The organism is Marinobacter sp. F3R08 (assembly GCF_018860425.1).
Taxonomy (GTDB): domain Bacteria; phylum Pseudomonadota; class Gammaproteobacteria; order Pseudomonadales; family Oleiphilaceae; genus Marinobacter.
The window spans coordinates 203,004-229,911 of record NZ_JAHKPI010000015.1 but is presented as its reverse complement, the minus strand read 5'-3'; the positions used below and the strand labels follow the sequence as shown (position 1 = coordinate 229,911).

Here is a 26,908-nt window from a genome sequence, read left to right as displayed (position 1 = left end):
GATCAGATAACATGTTGCTTGAAAAAAGCACAATAAGTATTTAATAACGACGGATTATTGTCTAAGCTCTCTTCCAACAACAAGAACGAATACACTGTTTGTATACTGACTTTTTCGCTGCACAGCAGGAAAGCCCATGCTCATTGCGCCCGATATACAGCTACCGAGCCTCCCGGAAGTCACCTTGCGGGTGCTTGAGGCATGTCGTCAGGACAAGTGCTACCGAACGATCAGCGAGATCGTCTCCTCCGATTCAGCGCTGGTTGCACGCATACTGGCCGTGGCCAACTCTGCTCTTTACGGCCCGCCCGCACCAATCCGCTCGGTCGAGCAAGCACTCCTCAGACTCGGCACCCACCGTTTCCATACGCTGGTTATGACTGCAGCCTTGCGACAGTTGCTATTCGAACTGGGCGGAGACGAATGGCAACAACTCAGAGATTTCTGGCGGCATTCGCTGACCACAGCGCTGACCGCCCGGGCCCTGGCAACGCTCACCCGCTATCCGGAACCTGATGAAGCGTTCATGTTAGGCATGCTTCACAACATCGGTGAACTGATCGCTATTAAAACGCCAGCCACCGAGGCGAAGCAATACTATCTTGACCATCAGTCCGAAATTGCCGCCGAACTCGTTGCCTCCTGGGGCCTGGGGCCCATGGCGGCCGATGCCATGCGTTATCAGCAGGCATTGCCCTCGGAACTCAGGGATGCCGGACATCTGGTGAAACTGATCAGCCTCGCTACCCGTCTGGCTCTGTCCGATGCCGCAGGCATTGCAGCCGCAGGAACTATATTCGGGCTTAATGAAGAACTTACCCGGGAGATCAACCGTCGCATAGGGCATGAAGTATCTGGCACGGCCGCCTCTCTTGGAATTCCATTAGACGAAGACTACTGCAATGAAAACGCCTCCAGGCAACTGAAGCAAACGGTTTTGCGCCAGACGATGACGACTCAGGCTATCAACCTTGCCGATAAGACCGGAGACGCCGGGGACATTCTCGCCGAATCGGTTAACAGTCTCACACTGATCACGGGGCTACCAGCACTTTGCTTTAGCCAGGCAGGTGACGATCTTGTACTTTTGTCCGGGACCATTGGTCATATCCCCGAACTGTCGGTATCCGCCAAATCTGGCGACAGCGTTCTCACGGAAGCTTTCATTTCCGGACGTTTAGTCAGCCTTGGCGAGCGTTCACCAACGGTACTCGACCGGCAGTTGATGTCACTGTTACACACGCCATCCATGTTGGCCGTACCAATAATCTGCGGAGGCAATTGCCTCGCCGTATTCGCCCTTGGCACCGACAACAAGCAGCAAACCACAACCCTTGAGCTGACTGACGCCTTTACCCATCAGCTATCCATCGTGCTGACAGATCGTATGCCATCACCGAGCGACGCTGCGAATGGTAACGACCAGCTTGACCGGGAAATAGCACGGGACCAGCTGCGCAGGCAGGTGCACGAGATCAGCAACCCACTGACCATTATCAGGCAGTACATTTACCAGTTACGCAGCAGACTGAAGGATACCGGAGTCAGGCAGGAACTGGATGTGATACGTGATGAGCTGGACCGGGCCGGTAACCTTTTGCTGCAAATGAGCCATACTGACGCGTCAGAACAGAATGCCGACAGAGTTGAGCTCAATGCCGAACTGGAAAGTTTGGCCCGGATCTTCGAAGATAGCCTGTTCAGCCCTGACAACCGCCGCCTGAAATTATCACTCTGCGGTGAGCCAACACGAGTGGCAACCGACGCCCCCCACATTCGTCAGGTTGTTATCAACCTGGTTCGAAACGCGGCAGAAAGCCTTCAGGAAACCGGCGGCACAGTTGAAATACATACGTCTTCCCCAGTGTGGCAGAATGACCGAGCCTGGGTGGAGCTTGAAATTGCGGATACCGGCAGCGGAATACCTGATCACATCAGGGAGACTCTGTTTGCACCGGTGAACACCACAAAAGGAAAAGGCCACGGTGGTTTGGGCCTGAGCATTGTGAAACAGCTTGTTGATGACATGGAGGGCATCATTGCATGTCGCACGGGGCAGGAAGGCACAACCTTCCGGATTTTGCTACCAGCGGCCGGCGATCAAGAGAACGAGACCGACTGACGCAGACACAACGGACGCAGACCGATGGCACCTGAACACACTGACCAGCCTTTCAGTCACGGGTTAACGGCACGGATACTGGTAGCGGATGACGAACCCCTACTACTGCACACTCTCGCTGCACTGCTGCGAAGCCGGGACTATGAGGTCGCAGAAGCCCATGGCGGCCGAGAAGCCTGTGAACTGATTGACCAGCAAAGATTCGATCTTGCCCTGCTGGATCTCAGAATGCCCGAAGTCAGTGGATTCGACGTCATGGTCCACCTTAGCCGCGTGCAGCCGGATTGCGGGATCATTGTGGTCAGTGGCGAGAGCTCTTTCAGTGCAGTGAGCCGCGCCCTCCGACGAGGCGCTCTGGACTATATTCGTAAGCCCTTTGACCCTGAAGAATTACTGGCCACGGTCGAGAGTGTTATCGGAAAGAAATCTCTGCTCGAAGCCCATGAGCACGTCCAGAGACGGCTGGAGAAATCCGAAGCCCTGCACCGTTACATCGTTAACAGTTCTCCCGACATTGTGTTCATGCTCGATCGTGATGGCCATTTTTGCTTCGTGAACAGTAAAGTAGAGAGCCTGCTCGGATATCAGCCCGCCGAACTCTGCGGCCAGCACTTCCGACAGATTCTTGATGATCGGGATGTCACCCGCGGGACCCTGGCCCTGCAAGGCCCCAACATCAGCGCAGACAACCCGAGAACTCTGGAAGTTCGATTGAGAACCCGGGGCAGCCAGCGGGCAACCCGGCACTTCGAGATAACCGCCTTTCCAATCGACCCTCAAACCTGGCCTCACTCCGGGACAACCCAAGGGGGCGGCCATGGAAACGGCGCAAGTTACTATGGCACCGCCCGGGATGTCACTGAACGGAAGGAAGCTGAAGCTTTCATCAATTTTCAGGCTTATCATGACCTGCTTACAAGACTGCCAAACCGTGCACTTTTCAAAGATCGACTAGAACTGGCGATTACCCACGCCAAACGTGGAAGCCAAAAGCTGGCCGTAATGTTCCTCGATCTTGATCGCTTCAAAGTCATCAACGATACGCTCGGCCACGCCATGGGCGATCGTCTGCTTCAGGCCGTAACACACCGTCTCGAGAAATGCCTGCGCAAAGGCGACACCCTGTCCCGATTTGGTGGCGACGAGTTCACTCTGTTGCTGCCCTCCATTCACAATCACGAAGACGCGAGGCAGATCGCCGGAAAGCTGATCGACTCACTTCGTGCGCCCTTTCAACTGGGCGACCACGAGGTGTTCGTCGGTGTGAGTATCGGCATCGCTATTTTTCCGGAAGCTGGCGAGACCATGGATCAACTTATCCAGAACGCCGACATCGCCATGTACCACATCAAAGGCAAAGGCAAAGACGGTTACCGCTTCTATTCCGATAGCATGAGCATCGATTCCGACAACCGGCTCAACCTGGAGCGGGATCTCCGCCTTGCCCTTGAACGAGACGAGCTCAGGGTGTTCTACCAGCCCCAGGTTTGCTCCACCAGCAATCGCATCGTCGGTCTCGAGGCTCTGGTTCGCTGGCAGCACCCGGAAAGAGGACTGCTCTATCCCGGCGATTTTCTGCCCCTTGCGGAAGAAACCAAACTGATTGACCAGCTCAGTGAGTGCGTACTCGCGAAGGCTTGCAAAGATGTCGGACGCTGGATCCAGGCAGGTCGCTCCAACCTCAGGCTCGCGGTAAACCTGTCTCCCAGCCAGGTCGAACACCCTCAATTTGTGGAAACCCTGATGCAACAGGTAAAGGCCCACCACTTTCCGGCCGGTAACCTGGAAATCGAAATCACCGAAAACGTGATCATGAACGATCTTGAACAGATCTCCCAGAAACTCCGGGAACTGGCGGCTCAAGGTGTTCGGATCGCCATTGACGATTTTGGCACAGGTTACTCTTCTCTGAATTACCTGCATCGCCTGCCTATTCATACGCTTAAAGTTGACCAGTCGTTCGTAAAAGGCATTCGCAGCGGAGACGACGGTGCCTGCATCGTGAATGCCATCGTCGCCATGGCGCAAGGACTGAAGCTGGAGATTGTTGCGGAAGGTGTGGAAACAGAAGAACAGCTTGAATACCTGCGAAGCCTTGGCTGCCACCAGGTTCAGGGCTTTTTCTATGGTCCGGCAAGACCGGCCACCGAGATTTCAAGAACCCTCGGAACAGGCAGCGCCAAAGCTGCGTCACTCTGAACATCCGACTATTTATTGTCGGACACTCCTATGTGGATCCGCGATCTGGTTTGCAAAGTATTACTGAACGTTACTTTGTGTATCTGAAAATGCGCATTGCTGCACATATTTATCCCGCCGCGTTCTCTAAGCTCAATTCCACAAGGCGCTGATCACCGGAATGTCCGACACTCTCGGACCAATAACGACAAAAACGGTGACGGCATCCAAGGAACAAGAACAGGCTCTCGTCATCATGCGCGACAAGTACAAGTACATCGGCCCCGTATACGACTTTCTGAGTAACCTCTATAGCGGCAAGAACATTCACCGGTGCAAAACTGCCATGCTGGACGTTGAAACCGTGCGGCCAGGAAACAGGATTCTGTTCGCCGGCGTCGGTCATGGCCGGGACGCCATCCGTGCTGCAGAACTGGGTGCAGATGTGACCGTGGTAGACCTGTCCGAAACCATGCTGCGAAAGTTTGCCGAAGCTCAGGAAAAAGAAGCACCTCAACTTACCATCCGTCGCATTCACAGCGACATCATGCAGGTGGAAGAATTTGAGCACTACGACATGGTGGTAGCCAATTTCTTCCTGAACGTTTTCGATGAGGACATGATGGTCAGGGTTCTTGAGCATCTTATCCGCCTGGGTAAGCCGGATGCCCGCGTTGTGGTTGGCGACTTTTCTTACCCTACCGGTAACCTGCTTTCCAGAATGTTCAAAAAGCTCTACTGGTACATGGCTGTTTTTATCTTCTGGCTGTTCGCAAACAACGCCTTTCACAAAATCTACAACTACCCCGAACACATGCAGCGCCTTGGTCTTCAGGTTACCGACAAGAAGCACTTCAAACTTCTGAACATGAATTGCTACTGGTCCATTCTGGGACGCAAACAGGCCTGAGCGCCCTTGGTAACAGGTTCACCAATAAAAACAGATAGGGGGCAACAGCATGTCGGATCAGATCCTGGCGTTGGACGGAATTGGCGCACTGGAAAGTGGCTCATTCACCTTTACAGAACGCGTCGGTTTCCTGAAGAAATTCGGTACTCACTCCCAGTCGTTTTCTACGCTGCAACCCGGCATGCAGTATTTCGATGTCCCCGGCATCGGCTACATCGCCTACATGCGGAAATGGGGCGCCACTTTCGTACTCTCGGATCCTGTGTGTGCCCCGGAGAATTTTGGCAATTTGCTTGAGAGCTTTCACGAGCGATTTCCGAATGCCAGTTACATCCAGGTGTCCAAGCCCGTTGTTGACTTTTTGCACCTGCGCTTTGGCCTCTACGGGACTCAGTTTGGCAGCGAATCCCGCATCAACTTGAAACACTGGTCCCTCAGTGGAAAGAAAAAGCAGATTTTGAGAACCGCACTGAATCAGGCGGAAAAAAGCGGGATTACTGTCAAGGAACGTTTTAGCGACGACCACACCCGTGAAATTTCCGAAGCCTGGATTCGCACCCGTAAATGCAAGAGCAACGAGATTCGTTTTCTGATCCGCCCCATGGAAATGGACTATCGCGAGAACGAAAGGCATTTTTACGCCTATCAGGACGGCAAGGCCGTTGGATTTATCTATTTCGACCCGATTTACCGGAACAACGAGATTATCAGCTATGTGCCCAATATCTCCCGGGCCAATGCCGATTTCCGCCAGGGTATTTTCTATACACTGATGGCTCACGCAATGGACGTTTTCAGAGCTGAGGGCGTTCCCTACCTGGATCTCGGGCTGGTTCCCCTGTCGCTGGATCCGGCGACAGAGCACCAGGAGAGCCGACTCCTTAAGCGTCTGCTGCACGAGGTCTATGACAAGGGAAATTTCCTATATAATTTCAAGGGCCTGGAGTTCACTAAGTCGCGTTTCCGGGGCAACAACTTCAAGACTTACTGCTGTCATAGACGGGCCATTCCCGCGCTGGAATTCCTGGCCATGTTTAAACTGACTCGATTGCTGTAGCGCTGCGAAGCTCGTCTGGCCAGTATTCAGTCACAACTTTTGGCGCCACTCCCAGCCCGATCATAAAAGATACGATGCCTTTGGGTGCCTGACCGGAAAAAAGGATAGCGCTGACGGGGAATTGCCCCTCCTCCAAGGCTTCACTGTGGGCCACGACAGGCTGCTTTGCCTGATCCAGCAGCCATGCTACGCGACGGGCAATGGCCTCTCCCGAGTCGACCCAGAAACGAACCGACGGTAAGCTCTGTTTCAGACTTTCCAGTAACAACGGATAGTGAGTGCAGCCCAGTACCACCGTGTCTACATCGGCGTCTCGAAATGGCTTCGTTGCCGCGTGTAGTTCGCCAAGTGGAACCACGCCCCCGGACACCAGTTCTTCCGCCCAACGCACCAATTCCGGGTGGCCGATGCGTTCAACCCTGCAGTCGCTGGCAAATTCCTCGATCAGTCTGTCCAGATAGGGTCGGCGGACCGTCGCTGGCGTCGCCAGAAGTCCGATTCTCCGGTTCTGCGTTTTTGCCGCTGCCGGCTTGATGGCTGGAACCACACCGACAACAGGCACTGATGTCATGGTCCGCAAATGCGGAAGGACCACGGTACTTGCGGTATTACAAGCCACAACGATGACATCTGACGGATATAGCCTGAGTGCGCTGGAGATAAGACCGCAGGTACGGTCAATTACAACTGTTTCGGATTTATCGCCGTAGGGGAAGCCTGCGTTGTCAGCCAGATAAACAACCTCGAGGCTGGGCAAATGATGATGAATGCAGGCCGCAACGCTCAACCCTCCCACACCCGAGTCAAACAACAGAATCCTTGGAGGCGCATGCCCGCTCACACCGGAATGCCTCCCCGTGAAATCTCGTTTTCCATGGCCCGGATCAGTTGTCCCGAAATCGTGGTTTCGGGCGGGACAGGTGGAGTATCGCCGGGCAGAAACCAGTTGGCATCGGCAATTTCGTCCTCCTGAAGAACCAACTCACCACCGGCATAATCAGCAAAGAAGCCAACCATAAGCTGATGAGGAAAAGGCCAGGCCTGAGACGCGTGGTACCGGATGTTGGTGACTTCCAGCCCTGTTTCTTCCTTCACCTCCCGATGTACAGCACCTTCAAGGCTCTCGCCCGGTTCGACAAAACCCGCAATCAGGCTGTAAAAGTGCCTTTTGGTCCGCGACGACTTGGCGAGTAACAGCCTGTCATCCCGCCGAATGACCACTATCACGCAGGGGGCAAGCCTCGGATACCAGGGAATGCCACAGGCATCACACCACTTGGCTCGCTCCCTGGGATGAAACCCGGTTTGAGCACCACACCGCCCGCAATACCGGTGGTCCAGCCACCACTGCCAAACCTGGAACCCGGTGCTGAGCATCTCTACCGGGGCATCTCCGAGCACCAGCAGCGCGTCCCTCAGAGGGATGAGCTCCTGGCTGCCAGTGTCGGTGTCCGGCAACTCGGTCACAAAAACATCACGCCCGCCGTAACTGCCCAGAGAAACCGAATCCGGCAAGTTATCCCGGAAAAGGCTGCTGTCACCAGAATGCAGCCAGCCGGTATCAGGCTTGACCACATCCGATCCCGACAGCGCGAGGATCAGATCGCGCCTTTCCGGCTTCCTGGTCGTCCAGCCAGGTATCCACTGAGTCATTGCGACCACCATTTGTGTGTCAACAGGGTGATTGAGAGGTAGGCTCAAAATGTACCACATTGCGGCACTGCCCCAGAATGAAACCTCCGACTTTCCGCTCTGTACTCAACCAAGTAAACTTGGCACCTGTTTCTTCAACGGAGTTGCAATTTATGCGTCTTTACCAGGGCATTCGCAGCCTGATACTGACCCTTTTTCGCAAGATACTGTTCATCTGGGTCCGGACTGATGCAAGCGGAAACAATCTGGACGCCCTCGCCCTGGATCCCGACAAACCCGTTTGCTACGTGCTGCAGTACAGCTCCCTTTCCAGCCGACTGGTTCTGGAGCACGAAGTGATCCGTGCCGGTTTGCCGGGCGCCACCGATGCGCTACCCGTGAAGAACGGCCCTTCTCACTCCTTCTTTTTTCTCTATCGCCGGATTGGCGGCTTTTTCAAAGGGCGCCAGGCTCCGGCACCCACGAACGAATTTCAGGCACTCGTGCACTACGGTCTCGAACACCCTGACCAGGACGTTCAGATCGTGCCCGTTTCCATGTTCTGGGGGCGGTCGCCGGACAAAGAAAAATCCCTGGTAAAACTACTGCTGTCTGACACCTGGTCCATTGCCGGTCGGTTGCAGAAATTCCTGATCATCATGGTTCACGGTCGCAATACCTATGTGCAGTTCAACCAGCCGCTGTCCTTGAAGCAGGTTATTGATGAATACAGGCACAGTGAGGAACGCGCCAACCGTAAGCTGGCGCGAATCCTGAGAACCCATTTTCGCCGGGTTCGCCAGGCAGTTCTGGGGCCGGATCTCTCCCACCGCCGAACTCTCGTGGCGGGCCTGGTGCGCACCCAGGCAGTGAAGGAAGCCATACGGGAAACCGCAGCCAGAGACGACATCCCACCAGAGAAGGTTCGTGCCAAGGCCTACAAATACGCAGACGAGATTGCCGCCAGCATGTCCATCGTCACCATTCGGTTTCTGGAAGTCGTGTTGTCATGGCTGTGGAACCGGATCTACAACGGCGTTGCCATCAACAATGTCAGGGTTGTAAAAGACGTGGCACAGGACAATGCGGTCGTTTACGTCCCGTGCCACCGGTCACACATCGACTACCTGCTGCTATCCTATGTTCTCTACAAGAACGGCCTCATGCCGCCGCACATTGCTGCCGGGATCAACCTCAACATGCCTGTTGTTGGGCCTATCCTGCGTCGTGGCGGTGCCTTTTTCATGCGCCGCAGCTTCAAGGACAATCCGCTGTATGCCACTGTATTCAATGAATACATGCACGTGATGTTCTCCCGGGGTTATTCTGTTGAGTATTTTGTCGAAGGCGGCCGGAGCAGAACGGGCCGGATGCTGCAGCCTCGACCCGGAATGCTCGCCATGACCGTGCGCAGTTATCTTCGAGACCCCCGAAAACCCATTGTGTTTGTGCCCGTCTATATTGGTTATGAAAAGGTCATGGAAGGACGCTCCTACCTCGGTGAACTTCGCGGCAAGAAAAAAGAAAAAGAGAGCATCTTCGGCCTGGCAAAAGCGGTTCGCAAACTCAGCAATTCTTTTGGACGCGTCGCAGTCAACTTTGGCGAAGCCATTCATCTGTCAGAGGTTCTCGATGATGTCCATGACAGTTGGCGAGAAGAAGCCTACGACTCTGAATACCGCCCGAGCTGGCTTAACACAGCAGTATCAGAACTATCTTTCCGGGTGGCGTCCAATATCAATGCCTCTGTTGCCGTCAACCCCATCGGCATGGCCGCGACCGTTCTCCTGGGCGCTGAGCGGCTGGCCATGGACGAAGACCAGCTCGTCCGCCTGATGGATCAGTACGCCACGTTGCTCAAGGCTTTTCCATACTCGGAAACGGTAACCCTGCCGGAAGGCTCCGGCAAGGACTGGGTCGCCTACTGCGAAGAAATGGGGCTGGTCAGTCGTCAGCCGCAGAAGCTCGGCGACATTATTGCGCTGGAAGGCAGCAACGCCATCCTGATGACTTACTATCGCAATAACATCCAACATCTGTTCGCTCTGCCGGCACTGATTGCCAGTCTGTTTGAAAACAAAGATTCCCTGGGCCGGGAAAAGATCATATTCCTGGCCAGCGTGGCCTATCCCTACCTGCAATCTGAGCTGTTCCTGAAATACCAGCCAGATGAAGCCAAAAACGTCATAAATATGTGGATCAATGTCCTCATTGAGCAGGGTCTGCTGAAGTCCCTGGAGGACGACAGAATAGGTAGGCCCGAAGAGGGAACAGAGGCGATGTTGAGGCTGAGGATCCTTTCCCGTTTTATCATCCAGACCGTCGAACGCTACCACATTGCCCTTGGTATTCTCCGCAAGTACGGCTCGGGCAAGATCAGTGCTACCGAACTGGAGGAGCAGAGTGCACTGCTGGCTGAACGCATGTCCATACTGTTCGGCCTTAATGCGCCGGAGTTCTTTGACAAGAGTCTGTTCCGGAACTTTATCGCCAATATGCAGAATAACGGTGTCATCACTACCGATGACAATGGCTTGTTATGTTACGAAGAAGGTCTGGATGAGGTGGCGGACGATGCCCGCCTCGTGCTGAGTGTCGAGAAGCGGCAAGCAATCCAGCAGGTCACCATGATGGGCGCCTGACTGCGCTCACTGGGGTGGCAGCGCCCTTATTGAGTATACGTCGTAGCGGCTGCTCTTACCTTCTATGCGAGTGGTCGGCTCCGGCCCCTCAATGATCGGTGCCTTGCGGGGCCGCTTGACGACCACACGGTAGCGGGCACGTTCGAGAGCGCCAGCGAGCAGTTGCCCGGAATCCCCATCATCGCCAACGATGGTGCGGAAGACCTGCATTTCCTTTTTTACCAGCGCCGATTTGTCCCTGTGGGGAAACATCGGATCCAGATAGATAACATCTGCGGCCTCAGTGTCCGGCTGCGCGAGCCAATCAATACTGCTGCCTTCCCGTAATTGCATACGCTCGACAATGGCCGAGCAATCCGAATTCAGGGATGCCCTGGCCAGTCCGTCAGCCAGCAATGCATGGATAACCGGGTTACGCTCAAACAGTGTCACCCTGCAGCCAAGGCTTGCAAGGATAAAGCCGTCCTGGCCCAGCCCCGCGGTCGCATCAACCACATGCAGCGATGCCCGGGTTTTCTGAAGACCAACCGCCTTGGCCACCATCTGTCCGGCCCCCCCTCCATGTTCACGCCGATACCCCATCTTGCCGGTAACGAATTCTGCGCGGACTGGCCCGGGTGCGCCTTTGCCGGTAACCTGCACGCTCAGGCCCTGCTCATCAAGGAACAACACAATCGGGAAATCACGAACATCCCTGGGCCGCACGACACCCAGATTATCCAACGCCAGGGACTCCGCAAGCGCCTCAGCCTGGAATCGGTCTCCCAGCGCACTGCGGGCAACAGAAATAGTGGTTGGGCAAACAGCAGACGGTTGTGAGAACGTAGAATCGGGCATCAGACCAGAATATCGATGCCAGCAAGGTTACCGCTGTTGCCAGTTTCCTGTCCGGCAGCGGCTACAGAGGCAAACGTTGATAAAGCCCTGGCGGCTGGCAGGGATACATCGTCAGCACGGAACTGCTCCAAACGGACATCCTCGGCAGCACGGCGGGCCTCAACGCGGCGTTCAAGGCTTTCAGTGGTATCACGTTCGCTGGCCAATCCCTGACTGGCATCGGCAAGGTCTCGGCGGGCAAGATCGGAGGTTTTCTCCGGTGCTGACGCGGGCGCACGAGCTGCATCACTGCGCTCACGAACCGGGCTGTTATTGCCGGTCTGGAAATTGACTTGGTTACCCGGGTTAATACCGCCAATCATGTTCAGATACCGCTGGCCGGATGACAGGAAGACATGCGCAGAAAGTATGGAACATTCTGGCATGGAAGAAAAGGCAGCTGATCATTATTTGCCCAGCGCAGTTAACCTCGCCCGCACGCAAACAAACAACCGGGGAGACTATCGGCCGGGCAGTTTTTTCCAGGTCACCTCATCCCTGATATACACCGGCTGAGCCTGCTCCGCGACAACGGTCTTTCCCTGCTCATATGCAATCGCTGCCAATCGCGCGACCCAGGCTGCACGAAGCACCAGAGTATCGTCGATGGTAACAACTCGCTTTGATACGTCCGCCGGCATGTCAGACCGATAGTGCCAGCCCTGACCCGCTCCGCACCAGGATTCGGGGCCGGCTGGCAGGGTTACCGCTTCGGGCGGACAAACCTGTTCCGCAGCCAGCGCCACGGGCAGTCCCGCCCGGGAAGCAAAGCAGCCCCAATAGACCTCACCCATGCGAGCATCAAAGGCCACTGCAATGCCGGTTTCATCGCGGGCATCCATGCGTTCAATCGCGCCCAGGGCGACCGCCTCCAGCGACGATACAGGCACAACCGGGATGTCCAGACCCCAGGCCAGACCCTGGACAACACCGGTAGCAATCCTCACGCCCGTGAAAGAGCCGGGGCCACACGCAAAGGCCAGAGCACCCAGATCTGCCGGTGGCAGTTTTTTCTCAGCCAGCAATTCCCGCACCATGGGCATCAACAGCCGGGTATGCCCCCTGGGAGCAAGTTCAAAGCGTTCGGAGATCTCGCCATCAACAAGGAGGGCTGCTGAGCAGCCTTCCGATGACGTATCCAGTGCCAACAGTTTCACAGGTGTGAAAGCCTCAGGTCAGGATGCCAATAGATTACTTGAGCTCGGACAGAATCTGATCGCGGATGCTGTCCAGGCTGCCGATACCTTCCACCCGAACATATTTCGGTGCAGCAGCAGCGGCTTTTGTCGCCCAGTCCTGATAATAGCCTACCAGGGGTGCAGTCTGATCATGGTAGATTTTCAGACGCTTGCGAACCGTTTCTTCTTTATCGTCCTCACGCTGAACCAGCGGCTCGCCGGTCTCATCGTCTTTGCCTTCCGCCTTGGGCGGGTCATATTTGACATGATAGATACGGCCACTGCCCTCATGGACCCGGCGACCGGACAGGCGGCTGACGATTTCCTCATCATCAACGGAAATTTCGACCACGTAATCAATGGCAATGCCCTGCTCTTTAAGAGCCTCTGCCTGGGGAATAGTCCTGGGGAAGCCATCCAGCAGGAAGCCGTTTTTACAATCCGGCTGCTGGATACGCTCCTCAATCAGCGCAATAATAATGTCGTCGGACACCAGGCCGCCAGATGCCATAACCTCTTTGACCTGTTTGCCCAGCTCAGACTCGGCTTTAACCGCGGCCCGCAGCATGTCACCGGTAGAGATCTGGGGAATATCAAAGCGCTCCGTGATGAACTGAGCCTGAGTTCCCTTACCTGCGCCCGGTGCGCCTAACATGATGATTCGCATAACGCTGTGCTCCCGTTTTAGTCATTATCATTTGAAAAGCTGTGGCAAAAACCCTGCCTTTGCGACAGCCTCTCCTGCACGGAACAGGTGTCAGCCGGAAACGGCGAAGGCGCATTATACGAAGTCAGCCACGTCAGAGAAAGTCGACCTCCGTATCATGCAACGGAAGTACACGTTTCTCACAGAATTCGGTCCGTTTTTGTCAGGATGACAGGGAGTTCGCCAGTACGTCCAGATCAGGGGCCACGCGATCCAGTTCCGTATTCAGCTCGTTCACTACATCGGGCAGTAAACCGAGGCCTTCCAGCAGGGTTGACACATCGTCGGGGTTGAATTCGTCTCCGATACCACGGTCCTTCAGCAGCGCATTGGACAATTGCACCATCAAAACGTAGTTTTCGTGCTCGCCATGATACCCGGGTTGCTGGTGAACACCGGCCGCCTTGACCACCGGATCTGGCAGTTGCCACAAACGGTGCAGAATTCCGCCTATTGCACCGTGGCCCACCGACAGGATTTCCTGGCCATTACCCTGCCCGAATACCTGTTGCTCAAGGGATTGCATGCTGGCTTCGGGATTGGCCTCGCGAAGTTCATTGAGTTCGTCAAATTCAGCCGGGAAAAGGTGTCCGACCAGCAACAGGCCGAAGTTGTGTAACAGTCCACACAGATAACCCAACCCTTTCTCACCACCACATCTTGGCGCAATCATCTGACACAGGAAGGCGCAGTACAGAGAGTGACGCCAGAAATTATCCATGCCGAGAATGCCCCGGCGAGGCACTTCAAAGGCACGGACGGAGGCAATGCCCAGGGCAATATGGGCCACACGGTCAAAGCCCAGTACCCGTGTAACGGCCTCCTGTACGGAATTGATCTGTCCGGGGTAATTGAACAGGGCCGAACGGGCGTAGCGCATTATCTGGGCGGTCAGGCTGGGATCAAACTCAATGAGTTCGGCAAGCTCCCTGGCGGTAGCATCAGAATTGGCGGTTAGTCGCAGAATACGCAAAGCCAGGGCCGGCATGGGTGGCAGACGATAGAGTTTCTGGAGTTTATCGGCGACTTCCTCCAGCGTCAGTGCCTCTCTGTCAGCATTTCCTGGCCCCCGGATAACCAGGCGCCCTTCCCTGGCACCAGCCAGTGCCAACCTCAGTGATCGACGATCCATCTCTATCAGGGAATGGTCAGTGCCACTAGAGAACACCAACCGCTCCGCCTTCCACACGTCCTCATCGACAAACACGGGCAGTTCGTAAGCTTGCCCTATTGGTGGGGTGAAGCCCGGATCGCAATCCCCAAACAAGCGTGTCGTCTGACGCGCGGTCAGAGGCTGCAAGCGGCGGCCCGTCAGTTGACTGATCGCATCTGGATCAAGTGAACTGTCAAACTTGTGAACAACAATCACCACGCCGGTGATGTCGATCAGCAGAGTACCCTGAATAAACACATCCTGCGGCAGCCCTGAGGCGATAACTGCCGCATCCAGGCTGGTCACCTGATCAATCTGCAATTCCCGATAGCTGATACCCTTGCGGGCAAGAAAACGTTCCAATCGTGCAGCCAGCGCCACAGCTTACTCCCTTTATTGCTGGTCAATGGCCAGGCTACCCGGCCCTCTTCCTGAAACCTATAATCAGCCAGTGTTACGCATACCTGCCGCGATACCTGCCATAGTCACTTTCAAAGCCCGCTCTACCAGCTCTGGCACCTCACCTTTGCCTTCACTTTCACGATCTCTCCGGAGCAATTCGGCCTGAAGGTAATGCAAGGGATCGGTGTAGGGGCTGCGCACCCGCATAGAATGTGCGAATACGGGTTCTCCCTCCAGCAGATCGCTTTGCTCCTTGAGTTCCAGAAGTCGCTCAATGCAGCCCCGAAGACGCATTCGGAGACTTTCACCTAGAGACTTTAACCGTTCGTCGTCCAGGAGCGTCTGCTCATAGTAGCTGGCGATGCGCAGATCCGCCTTGGCCAGAACCATCTCCAACATATCCACGTAAGTTCGAAAGAATGGCCATCCCTGCATCATCTCCCTCAAAATCGGAAGGCGATTTTCGGCGGCAGCGTCTTCAAGTGCAACATCACTACCGAGCCAACTCGGTAGCATCAGTCTCATCTGAGTCCAAGCGAATATCCAGGGTATAGCCCGTAGACTTTCCACGCCGCCAGTCGCTTTTCGGCGAGCAGGCCGGCTACCGAGCGACAATTTGCCAAGTGCCTGCTCCGGCGTGACCTGACGAAAATAGGGCACAAAATCCGGATTCTCTCGTACCACATCGCGGTAGGCTGCGAGCGAACGCTCAGTGAGCCAGTCCATGGTGTCCCGCCAACTGTCCTCCGGCTCCGGTGGCGGCGCCAAAGTGGCTTCAATAACGGCGGTGGTGTAAAGCGTCAGGCTCTGAATCGCAAGTCTCGGCAAACCAAACTTGAACCGGATCATTTCCCCTTGCTCAGTGATTCGGAAGCTGCCGTTTACTGAACCCGGCGGCTGAGACAGAATCGCCCGATTGGCTGGTCCGCCACCCCGGCCTACAGTACCGCCACGGCCATGGAACAGGGTCAGATGTACACCATATTGCCGGGCAACCCTGGTGAGCTTTTCCTGAGCCTGATACTGAGCCCAGGCGGCCATCAGTTGGCCGGCATCCTTGGAGGAATCCGAGTAGCCGATCATCACTTCCTGCCGGCCCTGGCAGTACTCTCTGTACCACTCGACCTCGTACAGTGCCGCCATGCTTTCGGGCGCCCCACGAAGATCATCCAGGGTTTCGAACAGAGGAACGACCCGCATCGGAAATCTCATGCCGGATTCCCGCAACAGTAAAATCACACTCAGAACATCCGAAGGCTTGCTGGCCATGGAAATAACATAAGAGCCCAGAGCTTCCGGAGTTTGCTGTGCCACCACTTCACAGGTCGCCAACACCTCCCGGACCGATTCTGAAGGCTCCCAGTTACGGGGTACCAGTGGGCGTCGCCCCTGAAGTTCCTGCACCAGAAAAGCCTGACGTTCCTGCTCAGACCACGACAAATAGTTCCCCAGCCCGAGGTAATCGACCATCTCGGCAACCGCTTCTGCATGGCGGGTTGCTTCCTGGCGAATGTCCAGCCGAATGAGAGGCAAGCCGAAGGTATGCGCTCGCCGGATGGTATCCAGCAGCGGACCATTGGCAATATCTTCCAGACCGCACTCAATCAGTGATCGATAACAAAGCTCCAGTGGGCCAGTGAAATCCTCATTTTCAAAAAGAATACCGGTGGGATCGGCAGCATCTCCATTAACGCTAGCCTCGGCCCAGTCCCGGGTTTTGATCAGCCGTTCGCGGAGATCCGCAAGCACATGACGGTAAGGTTCCCGGGAATTACCGGCGACTGCTTTAAGTTCGTCACTGGCCTGCCACATTGACAATTCCGCGCGCAGTGACTGAATATCGCGAAGATAGAGGTCTGCAGCCATCCAGCGACCGAGCAGAAATACCCGACGGGTGACACTGTGGGTAACGTTCGGATTTCCATCGCGATCACCGCCCATCCAGGATGCGATCCGAATAGGCGATGCCTGCAAGGGAAGCCCCTGTCCGGTGGCGTCCTGTAAAGAGGTGTCCAGACTTCTCAGAAACTGTGGTAACGCCTCCCACAGGCTGTTTTCGATAACCGCAAACCCCCACTTGGCTTCGTCTACGGCTGTTGGGCGCTCGTGCCGGATTTCGTCGGTGTGCCAGGCTTCTGATACCAACTGAGACAGGCGGCCCACGATCTCTTCCCGTTCCGCAGGCATCAGGTCATCATGATCCAGGCGTGCAAGACAGTCCGACATTTCGTCGTATTTCATGATCAGGGTGCGACGGGCAACTTCGGTGGGGTGGGCTGTCAGTACAAACTCGATGCGCAAGTCCGCAACCCGTTTATGCAATTCCTCTGGCGTGACATCTTGGCTTTTCAGACGCGCAAACACTTCACCCAGAGACTCGATCATCAGGTCAGACTGGTGGCCCCGTTTGCGGCGGATGCCGTGGTATTGCTCGGCAAGATTCGCCAGATTCAGAAACTGGTTGAAAGCCCGGGTCACCGGCAGCAGCTCATCATCGCTCAGCTTGCCGAGCAGATTAACCAGGCGCTGACCAGAGCCGCTTTCCTGGCGGCGATCGGCCTTGGCAGCGGCCCTGATTTCTTCGATCAGTTCATAACAATGCTGCCCGGGATAGCGCCTTATGCTTTGGCCCAGCAATTCACCCAGCATTCTTACGTTTTCTCGGAGTTCCGGATGTAGCTCAGTCACATTGGCGTCCTTTTGAATTGACGGAGGCGAACTAAACTTACGATACTAAGGAACAGTCGAGAAAGTCTATTGGCGATTCAAGCCTGTCGCTGCAAGGAGTCATCATGAAGGTCACAGATCTACCCAAACACTGGGAAACGCAAAAAGAATCCGTGGAGCGCACCCACGACTACAACCTGCGCCTGCCGCTGGAGGATGCTGCACGAGTGGCTGCACTTGCGGAGCTTTACCCGGATCGCAGTGAGAGCGATATTCTGAACGATATGATTGGTGCGGCTCTGGACGATCTGGTGCGCCAGAGCCCGCTGAAGGACAAGCTGGAAGGTAAGGACAAATAAGTAACGACGGGCAGCACCCTGCCCGTCAGGCCACTGACTCCAGCTGACGAGCCTTGAGGCGCTGGATGTGCTTCTGGCTCAGGCTGACAAATTTCGGGGTCAGCCCCTGATCCTCATAGAGTTCGAAACCATCCTCGTCGTAGGCCACCACCTTGGATCCCTGAACGTACGGAAAGCTGGTTTCCATCTCATCCAGTGCCGCAGAAATCAGGTCTCGCATCAGATCCTGGGGGGATTTCATCGGATATAGCGCCGCAAGCTTCTCAAGGCGCTTGTGATGCTGGTCAGACAACGCCATGAAATAGGCATCGCGGGTAAGCCGACCACGCGCATGTTTGTCCCAGTAGTTGACCAGATCTTTGATTTTCATGGTGCCTTCACTCCTGCATCTTCTTGATGGCGCACGGCGCACGAAAACTGTGCGTCCGTTTCCGGAAGTGTAGACGAAGCCATCGACCCGGGGGCAAGAAAATTGGTAACGGATTGTACTTACCGGCTCCATTTACTCAACTTCCGTTGTCGCCCCGCTCCACGCCTTTAACCGCCTGCCAGACGGCGTCCAGCGCCTCCAGTGATTCTTCGTCCATGTCCCGACCCTCTTTCTCAAGCACACGTTCAATCGCCCGGAAGCGGGCATCAAATTTATGGTTGGTTCGATTGAGGGCCTGCTCAGGATTAACTTTCATGAACCGTGCCAGATTCACACAGACGAACAAAAGATCACCCAACTCGTCTTCAACAGCGTCCGGGTCGCCGTCTCCGGATTGAGACGCTTCCCACGCCTCCTTGAGCTCGTTGATCTCCTCATGAAGCTTGTCGAAAACCGGGCCGACATCCGGCCAGTCAAAGCCGTGACGTGCAGCCCTTTTCTGGAGCTTTTCTGCACGGACCATGGCCGGCAGCGTTCGGGCGATGCCATCAAGCCGGCCGACGGCTGCGTCATCGTCCAGCACCGGCTTCATCGCTCGCTCTTCAGCCTTGATGCGCTCCCAGCTTTCCTTGATCCAGGCCTCATCCGGCCGGTTGTCCGGGTCAATACGACTCGCCAGAGTACCTTCCGGAAAAACGTGGGGATGCCGGCGCAGCAGTTTTCGCACCAGGTGGTCAACCACGTCCTCAAGGTCAAAATGCCCATCTTCCCGTCCAAGCTGGGCATAGAAGATCACCTGAAACAGGAGATCCCCCAACTCGTCTTTCAGATGTGGGTAATCCTCACGATCAATAGCATCTGCAACCTCGTAAGCCTCTTCGAGAGTATGCGGAACAATGGACTTGTAGGTCTGCCGGGTGTCCCAGGGACATCCGGTCTCCGGATCCCTGAGCCGTGCCATCAGGGTCTTCAGATCATCGATGGTATAACTCATCCGCGCTTACGCCTTACGTCAATGATGTTGGGCAGGTTACGGATCTGCGCCAGCAATCGCGCCAGCTGTTCGAGGCTTGAGATCTCCACGGTCACGGTCATGGTCGCCGTATTTTCATCCTTGTTGCTCAGCGTGTTGAGTGCCAGAACATCACTCTTGGAGGATGACAGCACCTGAGTTATGTCTCTCAACAATCCGGAGCGATCATAGGCTTCAATTTCAACGTCAACCGGGTAGACGGCTGCCGGCTGCCCGCCCCAGCTCACCTCAATGATCCGGTTCGGCTCAAACTCACACAAATTCAGAAACGTCAGACAGTCCTGACGGTGCACCGTAACGCCTCGCCCGACCGTGATATAACCGCCAATCGCATCCCCCGGCAAAGGCTTACAGCATTTCGCCACCTGGGTTTTGAGTTTTCCCACGCCCAGAATCTGAATATCCGATTCGGTATCGTAGGGCTTGCGGCGCTGGGTGCTGAGCTTGAGGTCCAGCTGCTCGGATTTCGGCTCGAGCATCTGCTGTGCCACGTTGGCCACGTGCGTAGGCCTCAGATCACCGGCACCGATGGCGGCGAACATATCTTCGGCACTCTGGTAATTGACCTTCTGCGCGAGTTCACCAAGGTCCACGTCATAAAGTGACAGACGCTTGAAATCGTCCTCGAGAATCGCCCGGCCATCGATAATATTCCGGCCACGGTCCTGCTGTTTGAACCAATGCGTTACCTTCGCCCTGGCCCGGGATGTCTGAATGTAGCCAAGACTCGGGTTGAGCCAGTCACGGCTGGGGGCCGGATTGTTGGATGTCAGGATAATCACCTGATCGCCGGTTTTAAGAGGATAGGTGAGCGGCACAATGCGGCTGTTCACCCGGGCCCCGCGGCAGGCATGCCCGATTTCGGTATGGACCCGATACGCAAAATCCACCGGGGTTGCGCCCTGGGGCAAATCCACGACATGGCCTTCAGGCGTGAAGACATAGACCCTGTCCGATGCCACATCGGATTTCAGATGATCCGCCAGACCGGACAGGTCACCCAGCTCCTCCTGCCACTCCAGAACCTGGCGCAGCCAGTTGATCTTGGCATCGTAACCGGTCGATTTGTTGCCTTTGTCGGTCCCTTTGTAAAGCCAGTGAGCGCAAACGCCTAACTCCGCTTCCTCATGCATCTTGTGGGTTCGGATCTGGACTTCCATGACTTTGCCATCCGGTCCGATGACGGCGGTATGCAAAGACTGGTACCCGTTTTCCTTGGGGTTGGCGATATAGTCATCGAACTCATTGGGAATATGGCGCCAGATGGTATGGACGATACCAAGCGCTGCGTAACAGTCGCGCACTTCAGGCACCAGAATGCGCACGGCACGGACATCGTAGACCTGGGAGAAATCGATACCCTTTCTCCGCATTTTCCGCCAGATACTGTAGATATGCTTGGCACGGCCCGAGAGCTCACCCTCAATACCATAGGCTTTCAGTTCGGTCTGCAGGGTATCTATGACCCGCTTGATGTAACCATCACGATCCAGTCGCTTTTCATCAAGGAGCTTGGCAATTTTCTTGTACGCAGAGCCATGCAAATAGCGGAAAGAAAGGTCCTCCAGCTCCCATTTGATGTGCCCGATGCCAAGGCGGTGAGCCAGCGGCGCATAGATATCGAAGACTTCCCCGGCCACACGCATGCGTTTTTCTTCCGGGGCATTCTTGACCGCCCGGATAGCACAGGTACGTTCCGCCAGCTTGATCAAGGCAACCCGGACATCGTCAATCATGGTGACGAGCATCTTGCGTACGTTGTCGAGCTGGCCCTCACTCTGCCCCAGGACGTTGCCCTTCAGCGGGTGGTGAATGGAGGAAATTGCGGCCATTTGTTGCACGCCATTGATCAGGCCTGCAACTTCGTCTCCAAACTCCTTTCGGATATCCTCAAGCGGAACCCGTTCCTCACGCACGGCGCGGTAGAGAATTGCCGCCACAAGGCTGGCCTGATCAAGGTGCAATTCCGCCAGCACCTGAGCCATCTCGATGCCTATCCGGAAACTGCTGGCGCCCGGAGTCCAAAGACGGTCCTCGCGAAACGCCTGAAGATCGATTTCGGCGGCTTTTTCGCACGCCTGCCGGAACTGATCCGCGTCCTCAAGATACGTCTGCGAGCCAATCTGCTGGACCCAGCCCTCGATATCCACCTGGCCATCGCCAGTCATTGCGTAATCTTCGCGAACTTTTACCATATCAGTCTTGTTAACCCTGATGGTTACCGCAGCCATCCCAGGCCGCCCATATCATCTTCAGCCGGAATCCCGCTCGAACAAAGCGATGGATTCCACATGGGTGGTATGAGGAAACATGTCCATCACACCAGCGCGCACCAGACGATAGCCATTACGCACCATGACCCCCGCATCCCGCGCAAGAGTGGCCGGATTGCAGGACACATAGACAATTTTCCTGGCACCAAAGGCTGTCAGGTATTTGCAGATTTCTTCGGCACCAGAGCGCGGCGGGTCAATGAGAATCTTGTCGAACCCTTCCTTTGCCCAGCTTTGACCGGTGAAATCACCATGCAGATCAGTCCCGTGAAACGCGACATTGTCGAGACCATTCAGCTGCGCATTTTCGCGGCCACGGACAACCATGGTCTCGTCACCCTCTACACCTACAACCTGTCCACCCTTGCGTGCCAGCGGCAACGTGAAATTACCCAGACCACAGAAAAGATCCAGCACACGCTCATCTGGCCGAATATCCAACCATTCCACAGCCCTGTGCACCATGGCGCGGTTAATGCCTGCGTTGACCTGGGTAAAATCCATCGGATGAAACTTCATGGTCAGATCGAATTCATCCAGCCGGTAACTCAGTCGTTCGTCATCCCGACCGGCGGACTCAGGCCAGATACGGTGCACGGTGTCCGGCCCTTTCGGCTGTAAATAGATATGCAAATCGTGGGCCTGACCAAAGGCAATCAGCGTTTCCCGGTCGCCGGCCGACAGCTCATCCATATTGCGGAACACCATCACTGCGACATCATCGCCGCAGGCGACCTCTACCTGGGCGATCCGACTGTACGCATCCAGTTCATGAAGCATATTGCGCAGGGGCAATATCCGGTCGCCGATACGAGGATCGAGTACCACACAACGATCGATGTCGGTCAGGAAGCTGTTACGCTTTTCCCTGAAACCGACCAGCACAGACTCTCTGGCCTTGACGTACCGAACACCCAGGCGGGCCTTGCGGCGATAACCGAGACTGTCCTCCGAGCGAAGCGGCTCGATCCACTGCTCGGGCTCGATGCCCCCGAAATGGGCAAAATGCTCCCTGAGGGTGTTTTCCTTGAACTCGATCTGGGCATCACCACTCATATGCTGGAGGCTGCAGCCGCCGCACAGGTCGGCAAACTCGCAAGGCGGGGTCTGGCGATCAGGGGCAGCCTCCAGAACCTCTTCGGTCCGCAGTTCGTCAAATTTGCTGCGACTGGACACCACTTTTGCCATCACCGTTTCGCCAGGCAAGGCGCCATCCACAAACTGGGTCTTGCCATCCTGCCGGGCAATTCCCCGACCATCATGGCTCAGAGTTTCAATCTCACAGCGCACGGGCTCTTTCGGAAGAACCTTCCTGCGTCGTCTGCTCATATTTGGATCTCTCGATATAATCGGATTCAGGCGCCCGGGAATACACCAGTGGAAAGATAACGATCGCCGCGGTCACAGATAATGGCCACGATGATGGCATTTTCAACCTGCTCAGACAGCTTGAGTGCGGCAGCAACGGACCCGCCCGAGGACACTCCGCAGAAAATACCCTCTTCAGATGCCAGGGCCCGCATAGTGTTTTCGGCTTCTTCCTGACCAATATCCAGTACCTGGTCGACCCGGGCCGCATCGTAGATTTTCGGCAGGTAGGCTTCGGGCCAGCGCCGGATCCCGGGGATGGATGCACCTTCTTTGGGTTGCAGTCCGATGATGCGGACATCCGGGTTACGCTCCTTGAGGTAGCGGGACACGCCCATGATCGTGCCTGTGGTTCCCATGGAGCTGACAAAGTGAGTAACACGCCCTCCGGTCTGCTCCCATATCTCGGGCCCCGTAGTACGATAGTGCGCCAGAGGATTGTCCGGATTACTGAACTGATCCAGCACTCTGCCCTTGCCCTCCGCTTGCATCTTGAGAGCCAGATCGCGGGCAGTTTCCATACCCTCTTCTCTGGTGACCGTGACGATCTCCGCACCATAGGCACGCATGGATGCCCGACGCTCCTCACTCATATTCGCGGGCATAATCAGCACCATTCGATAACCCTTGATCGCGGCCGCCATGGCCAGGGCGATACCAGTGTTACCGCTGGTCGCTTCGATAAGGGTATCACCCGGTTTTATGTCGCCCCGGCGCTCCGCTTCCTGGATCATGCTGATAGCCGGTCGGTCCTTCACCGAGCCGGCGGGATTGTCACCCTCAAGCTTGGCCAGAATCACGTTACTGGTCTCTCCGGGGAGACGCTGCAGGCGAACCAGGGGCGTGTGTCCGACATAATCTTCAATGGTGGGAAAATGCATATGATAACCCTATGGTACACTTTTGGTTTCGCATGATACGCGTTATCGCCCCGGTCTCCCAATACAGCTTCTCGCTATATCCATGACCGGAGGCTATATCCGCCACAATGGCTTTGCGGCAGGGACGGGACTGATACCACAGTTATCCCGTTCCGGATCAACTATTCTTGACAGGGAAGTGTTCCGCATCGCAGCGCGGACAAAAGAAATAACTCAGGAACAACAGTATGCGACGCTGGGGCATTCGCAAGAAAGTGTTGGTGGTAACTCTGGTTCCCACCTTGCTGACCACCCTGATGCTTGGGCTGTTTTTTACCTATAGCTGGGTTGAAAACATTGAAAGCCTGCTTAAAGATCGGGGCGAATCGCTTTCACGTCAACTTGCGGCGGGCTCCGAGTATGGTCTTTTCACTGCCAATCGAAGCCTTCTGAGCAGCCTCTCCAATGCCCTTCTGGAAGAACAGGACGTTCGCTCCATTACCTTCTTTGGCAGTGACCGCTCTCGCCTGCTCCACACCGGACCGGGAAGCTCCGAAACAGTGCAGTCCGACGAACTCACGCCCGAGCACGCAACTCGGGTATCCAGGGAAAACAGTACACGCTTCATCACCCCTGCCTTTCTCCAGGATCTGATGATCGAGAGTATGCTCGACCCAGGTGCTCGCCAGTCCATGTCTGACTTGCAGGAGCCCCTGGGTTGGGTAGTTGTCGAAATGTCCCACGTCCGAACCGAAAAGGAGACGTACAAGGCCCTGCTGATATCCCTGCTGCTGGTTGTTGGCGGTGTCTTTCTCAGTATGGCGATTGCCTTGCGCCTGAGCCGGGCGTTTACGAGTCCGGTCTTTGAGCTTAACGAAGCGGTTGCCAGACTCAAGGAAGGAAAGCTTGACACCCGCGTCCATACCGGCGCCGGCCCCGAGTTTGAACAACTTGAGTCGGGACTCAACGCCATGGCGGAAGAGCTGAGCAAGGCCCAGGCAGAAATGCAGCAGAACATTGACCAGGCCACCGAAGATCTTCGGGAAACCCTGGAGACTATCGAAATTCAGAACATTGAGCTGGATTTCGCGCGGAAAGAAGCTCTTGAAGCCAGCCGGATAAAATCAGAATTCCTGGCCAACATGTCCCACGAAATTCGCACGCCACTTAATGGCATCATTGGCTTCACCGAATTGCTCCTGAAAGGCCCGTTACCGAGGCAACAACGAGATCATCTGAGCACGATCCGGAAATCCTCCGAGATCCTGCTTACCATCATCAACGACATTCTGGACTTTTCGAAAATCGAAGCCGGCAAACTAATCCTGGACCGCGTTCCCTTCCAGTTGCGCGACATCGTCGAGGAGGTCATGGTCATGCTGGCCCCGGCCGCCCATTCCAAGAACCTCGATCTGGTGCCACTGGTCTACAACGATGTGCCCGACAACATCATGGGTGACCCCTTACGGGTTAAACAGGTCATTACCAACCTCGTCAACAACGCCATCAAGTTCACCCAGACCGGCGAGGTGGTCCTGCGGGCAAGCCTGGAAGAAGAAGAGAAAGACACCAACCGCGTCACTCTGCGCCTGAGCATCACGGATTCCGGCGTCGGCCTTTCCCGGGCCCAACAGCAGTCTCTGTTCAACGCCTTCAGCCAGGCCGATGCCTCTACGGCCCGGCAATACGGAGGCACCGGGCTCGGGCTGGCCATCTCGAAACGCCTGGTGGAAGAGATGGGCGGCAAAATCGGGCTTGAAAGCGAACTTGGCAAGGGCTCCACCTTCTGGTTTACCCTCACGTCGGAAGTCGCGAGCAGTGGCGAGGCCATTGCCCCCCGGGATGCTCTGCGCGGGGAACGCGTGATCTATCTGGAGCATCAGAAAACCACCGGACTGGCTGTTGAGCACCTGCTCCGGGACTGGGGCATGCTCGTTGACCGGGTGGCCTCACCCGGCGCGTTGCAGGAACACATAGAGGAAGCCCAAAAAAGCCAGACCGGTTACGCCGTAGCCATTGTTGGTATCACCCGACACCTGCTCAACTCCAGCCAGTTCTGCAGTCTAGTGCGTACCCTGGAGATCGAACGGGATTGCCGGACACTGTTGCTGACCCCCACCCTGGAGACCCACGACACACCGTTGGCAGGACTTGCCAGCGGCCACCTGACCAAACCGGTATGCCGCGACTCCCTGTATGATGAACTTCTGCTTTTGGTGCATGGCATCAATGCCAGCGGGCGCGTCCCCGACTATGAGGTCACCTCCCACCGAGCCACCACTGCGAGTGTTCCCCGGGTTTTGGCAGTCGATGACAACGATGCCAACCTGAAACTGGTCATGACCCTGTTGGAAGACTGCCAACTGGACGCCGTGAGCGCTACCAGCGGCTTTGAAGCTCTGACAAAAGCCAGACAGAAGCCCTTTGATCTCGTGTTCATGGATCTGCAAATGCCTGGTATGGACGGTGTGGAAACCACGGCCCGACTCAGGGAGATGGATACTGGCAATCACAGGACGCCGATCATAGCCCTGACCGCCCATGCTCTGGCAGACGAGCAGGAACGTCTGACCAGACAAGGTTTCGACGGGTACATGCCCAAACCTATCAGCAGCGGCCAACTCACCGACATCATTCATGAATACACAGGTTATGTCTGCCCAAAGTCCGACAGGGAAGACCGGCTTCCGATTCCTGAGGTCCGGGATACCCGCCGGGTTCTTCGACCGTCGACACGAAAAATGCAACAGGACTGCGTAAGCATTGACGAAAGCATTCAACTGGCCGCTGGCAAAGCCGATTTGGCCGAAGAGCTGTTCAGCATGCTCCTGGAACAGGTGCACATAGATCGTGAACGGGTGCAGGAGCTCTGGGTCAGCAACAATATAGAGGAATTGCTCGAATGCGTTCACAAGCTTCATGGCGCTACCCGGTACTGCGGTGTGCCGGAACTGCGGGCAGCAGCCAATCATCTGGAAACCGCCATCAAGTGCAGCGCGCCGGACCTCGAACACCAGAAAGATCAACTTCTCTCGGCCATGGAGCGCTTACAGATCTGGAGTGACCAGACCGACTGGCAACCACTGTTCCGCGAACGACACCAGACTAGCGAAGCGACCTGA

Annotated in this window: 20 protein-coding genes; 7 read left to right on the top strand and 13 right to left on the bottom strand. The window is 55.8% G+C overall.

Features of this window, described 5'->3' with window-relative positions; translation table 11 throughout:
* Positions 1-136 precede the first annotated feature (136 nt).
* The 4 genes from KO499_RS10125 (at position 137) to KO499_RS10110 (ending at position 6,267) form a co-directional block, all read left to right on the top strand.
* Positions 137-2,122 carry an HDOD domain-containing protein gene (locus KO499_RS10125; protein WP_215983619.1) on the top strand — a complete coding sequence of 662 codons (1,986 nt, stop codon included), beginning with the start codon at positions 137-139 and terminating at the stop codon, positions 2,120-2,122.
* Positions 2,123-2,146: 24 nt separating this feature from the next.
* Positions 2,147-4,321 carry a putative bifunctional diguanylate cyclase/phosphodiesterase gene (locus KO499_RS10120; protein WP_215983618.1) on the top strand — a complete coding sequence of 725 codons (2,175 nt, stop codon included), beginning with the start codon at positions 2,147-2,149 and terminating at the stop codon, positions 4,319-4,321.
* A gap of 235 nt (positions 4,322-4,556) precedes the next feature.
* Positions 4,557-5,210 carry a class I SAM-dependent methyltransferase gene (locus KO499_RS10115; RefSeq protein ID WP_215983897.1) on the top strand — a complete coding sequence of 218 codons (654 nt, stop codon included), beginning with the start codon at positions 4,557-4,559 and terminating at the stop codon, positions 5,208-5,210.
* Positions 5,211-5,259: 49 nt separating this feature from the next.
* Entirely contained in the window at positions 5,260-6,267 is a 1,008-nt protein-coding gene (locus KO499_RS10110) for a DUF2156 domain-containing protein (protein ID WP_215983617.1), read from the top strand.
* Here KO499_RS10110 and murI read toward each other — a convergent pair.
* A complete protein-coding gene (gene murI / locus KO499_RS10105) occupies positions 6,245-7,108 on the bottom strand; it encodes a glutamate racemase (protein WP_215983616.1) in 864 nt (287 codons plus the stop codon). The two genes, KO499_RS10110 and murI, sit on opposite strands and share 23 nt — an antisense overlap.
* On the bottom strand, positions 7,105-7,920 hold the full coding sequence (nudC, locus tag KO499_RS10100; RefSeq protein ID WP_215983615.1) for an NAD(+) diphosphatase: 816 nt from the start codon (positions 7,918-7,920) through the stop codon (positions 7,105-7,107). The genes murI and nudC overlap by 4 nt, the downstream gene beginning before the upstream one ends.
* 152 nt (positions 7,921-8,072) lie before the next feature.
* Here nudC and plsB point away from each other — a divergent pair, with 152 nt between their 5' ends.
* Positions 8,073-10,541: a glycerol-3-phosphate 1-O-acyltransferase PlsB gene (plsB, locus tag KO499_RS10095; protein WP_215983614.1), complete on the top strand. Its 2,469-nt coding sequence runs from the start codon at positions 8,073-8,075 to the stop codon at positions 10,539-10,541.
* A gap of 6 nt (positions 10,542-10,547) precedes the next feature.
* On the opposite strand, the gene KO499_RS10090 is transcribed toward plsB, so the two are convergent.
* The 6 genes from KO499_RS10090 to ppc all read right to left on the bottom strand — a co-directional run bounded on the left by KO499_RS10090 (position 10,548) and on the right by ppc (position 17,544).
* Complete coding sequence (locus tag KO499_RS10090) at positions 10,548-11,378, bottom strand: class I SAM-dependent methyltransferase (RefSeq protein ID WP_215983613.1); 831 nt, start codon at positions 11,376-11,378, stop codon at positions 10,548-10,550.
* Positions 11,378-11,740: a UDP pyrophosphate phosphatase gene (locus KO499_RS10085; protein WP_215983612.1), complete on the bottom strand. Its 363-nt coding sequence runs from the start codon at positions 11,738-11,740 to the stop codon at positions 11,378-11,380. The genes KO499_RS10090 and KO499_RS10085 overlap by 1 nt, the downstream gene beginning before the upstream one ends.
* Positions 11,741-11,878: 138 nt before the next feature.
* Positions 11,879-12,574, bottom strand: coding sequence for a tRNA (adenosine(37)-N6)-threonylcarbamoyltransferase complex dimerization subunit type 1 TsaB (gene tsaB, locus KO499_RS10080; RefSeq protein ID WP_215983611.1), 696 nt, complete (start codon positions 12,572-12,574; stop codon positions 11,879-11,881).
* A gap of 34 nt (positions 12,575-12,608) precedes the next feature.
* Positions 12,609-13,262: an adenylate kinase gene (adk, locus tag KO499_RS10075; RefSeq protein WP_215983610.1), complete on the bottom strand. Its 654-nt coding sequence runs from the start codon at positions 13,260-13,262 to the stop codon at positions 12,609-12,611.
* Positions 13,263-13,464: 202 nt separating this feature from the next.
* On the bottom strand, positions 13,465-14,835 hold the full coding sequence (locus KO499_RS10070) for an HDOD domain-containing protein (RefSeq protein ID WP_215983609.1): 1,371 nt from the start codon (positions 14,833-14,835) through the stop codon (positions 13,465-13,467).
* A 63-nt stretch (positions 14,836-14,898) separates the two neighbouring features.
* A complete protein-coding gene (gene ppc / locus KO499_RS10065; protein WP_215983608.1) occupies positions 14,899-17,544 on the bottom strand; it encodes a phosphoenolpyruvate carboxylase in 2,646 nt (881 codons plus the stop codon).
* 104 nt (positions 17,545-17,648) lie between these two features.
* Between ppc and KO499_RS10060 the strand changes: the two genes are divergently transcribed.
* Positions 17,649-17,882 carry a hypothetical protein gene (locus KO499_RS10060; RefSeq protein ID WP_215983607.1) on the top strand — a complete coding sequence of 78 codons (234 nt, stop codon included), beginning with the start codon at positions 17,649-17,651 and terminating at the stop codon, positions 17,880-17,882.
* A gap of 25 nt (positions 17,883-17,907) precedes the next feature.
* On the opposite strand, the gene KO499_RS10055 is transcribed toward KO499_RS10060, so the two are convergent.
* From KO499_RS10055 to cysM, 5 genes are all read right to left on the bottom strand, one after another.
* Entirely contained in the window at positions 17,908-18,252 is a 345-nt protein-coding gene (locus KO499_RS10055) for a pilin assembly protein (RefSeq protein WP_215983606.1), read from the bottom strand.
* A 136-nt stretch (positions 18,253-18,388) separates the two neighbouring features.
* Positions 18,389-19,246 carry a nucleoside triphosphate pyrophosphohydrolase gene (gene mazG / locus KO499_RS10050; protein ID WP_215983605.1) on the bottom strand — a complete coding sequence of 286 codons (858 nt, stop codon included), beginning with the start codon at positions 19,244-19,246 and terminating at the stop codon, positions 18,389-18,391.
* Positions 19,243-21,480: a GTP diphosphokinase gene (gene relA, locus KO499_RS10045; RefSeq protein WP_215983896.1), complete on the bottom strand. Its 2,238-nt coding sequence runs from the start codon at positions 21,478-21,480 to the stop codon at positions 19,243-19,245. The genes mazG and relA overlap by 4 nt, the downstream gene beginning before the upstream one ends.
* Before the next feature lie 57 nt (positions 21,481-21,537).
* Positions 21,538-22,887 carry a 23S rRNA (uracil(1939)-C(5))-methyltransferase RlmD gene (gene rlmD, locus KO499_RS10040; protein WP_215983604.1) on the bottom strand — a complete coding sequence of 450 codons (1,350 nt, stop codon included), beginning with the start codon at positions 22,885-22,887 and terminating at the stop codon, positions 21,538-21,540.
* 26 nt (positions 22,888-22,913) lie between these two features.
* Complete coding sequence (cysM, locus tag KO499_RS10035; protein WP_215983603.1) at positions 22,914-23,807, bottom strand: cysteine synthase CysM; 894 nt, start codon at positions 23,805-23,807, stop codon at positions 22,914-22,916.
* 227 nt (positions 23,808-24,034) lie between these two features.
* On the opposite strand from cysM, the gene KO499_RS10030 reads away from it, so the two are divergent.
* On the top strand, positions 24,035-26,908 hold the full coding sequence (locus KO499_RS10030; protein WP_215983602.1) for an ATP-binding protein: 2,874 nt from the start codon (positions 24,035-24,037) through the stop codon (positions 26,906-26,908).

Bases quoted from the DNA above. Each gene is read 5' to 3' on its own strand.
- adk (WP_215983610.1), bottom strand. From the start codon at position 13,262: ATGCGAATCATCATGTTAGGCGCACCGGGCGCAGGTAAGGGAACTCAG.
- KO499_RS10085 (WP_215983612.1), bottom strand. From the start codon at position 11,740: ATGATTGGCGGTATTAACCCGGGTAACCAAGTCAATTTCCAGACCGGC.
- plsB (WP_215983614.1), top strand. From the start codon at position 8,073: ATGCGTCTTTACCAGGGCATTCGCAGCCTGATACTGACCCTTTTTCGC.
- relA (WP_215983896.1), bottom strand. From the start codon at position 21,480: ATGGTAAAAGTTCGCGAAGATTACGCAATGACTGGCGATGGCCAGGTG.
- KO499_RS10090 (WP_215983613.1), bottom strand. From the start codon at position 11,378: ATGCCCGATTCTACGTTCTCACAACCGTCTGCTGTTTGCCCAACCACT.
- nudC (WP_215983615.1), bottom strand. From the start codon at position 7,920: ATGACTCAGTGGATACCTGGCTGGACGACCAGGAAGCCGGAAAGGCGC.
- KO499_RS10110 (WP_215983617.1), top strand. From the start codon at position 5,260: ATGTCGGATCAGATCCTGGCGTTGGACGGAATTGGCGCACTGGAAAGT.
- KO499_RS10030 (WP_215983602.1), top strand. From the start codon at position 24,035: ATGCGACGCTGGGGCATTCGCAAGAAAGTGTTGGTGGTAACTCTGGTT.
- KO499_RS10060 (WP_215983607.1), top strand. From the start codon at position 17,649: ATGAAGGTCACAGATCTACCCAAACACTGGGAAACGCAAAAAGAATCC.
- mazG (WP_215983605.1), bottom strand. From the start codon at position 19,246: ATGAGTTATACCATCGATGATCTGAAGACCCTGATGGCACGGCTCAGG.
- KO499_RS10125 (WP_215983619.1), top strand. From the start codon at position 137: ATGCTCATTGCGCCCGATATACAGCTACCGAGCCTCCCGGAAGTCACC.
- cysM (WP_215983603.1), bottom strand. From the start codon at position 23,807: ATGCATTTTCCCACCATTGAAGATTATGTCGGACACACGCCCCTGGTT.
- KO499_RS10120 (WP_215983618.1), top strand. From the start codon at position 2,147: ATGGCACCTGAACACACTGACCAGCCTTTCAGTCACGGGTTAACGGCA.
- rlmD (WP_215983604.1), bottom strand. From the start codon at position 22,887: ATGAGCAGACGACGCAGGAAGGTTCTTCCGAAAGAGCCCGTGCGCTGT.
- KO499_RS10115 (WP_215983897.1), top strand. From the start codon at position 4,557: ATGCGCGACAAGTACAAGTACATCGGCCCCGTATACGACTTTCTGAGT.
- KO499_RS10055 (WP_215983606.1), bottom strand. From the start codon at position 18,252: ATGAAAATCAAAGATCTGGTCAACTACTGGGACAAACATGCGCGTGGT.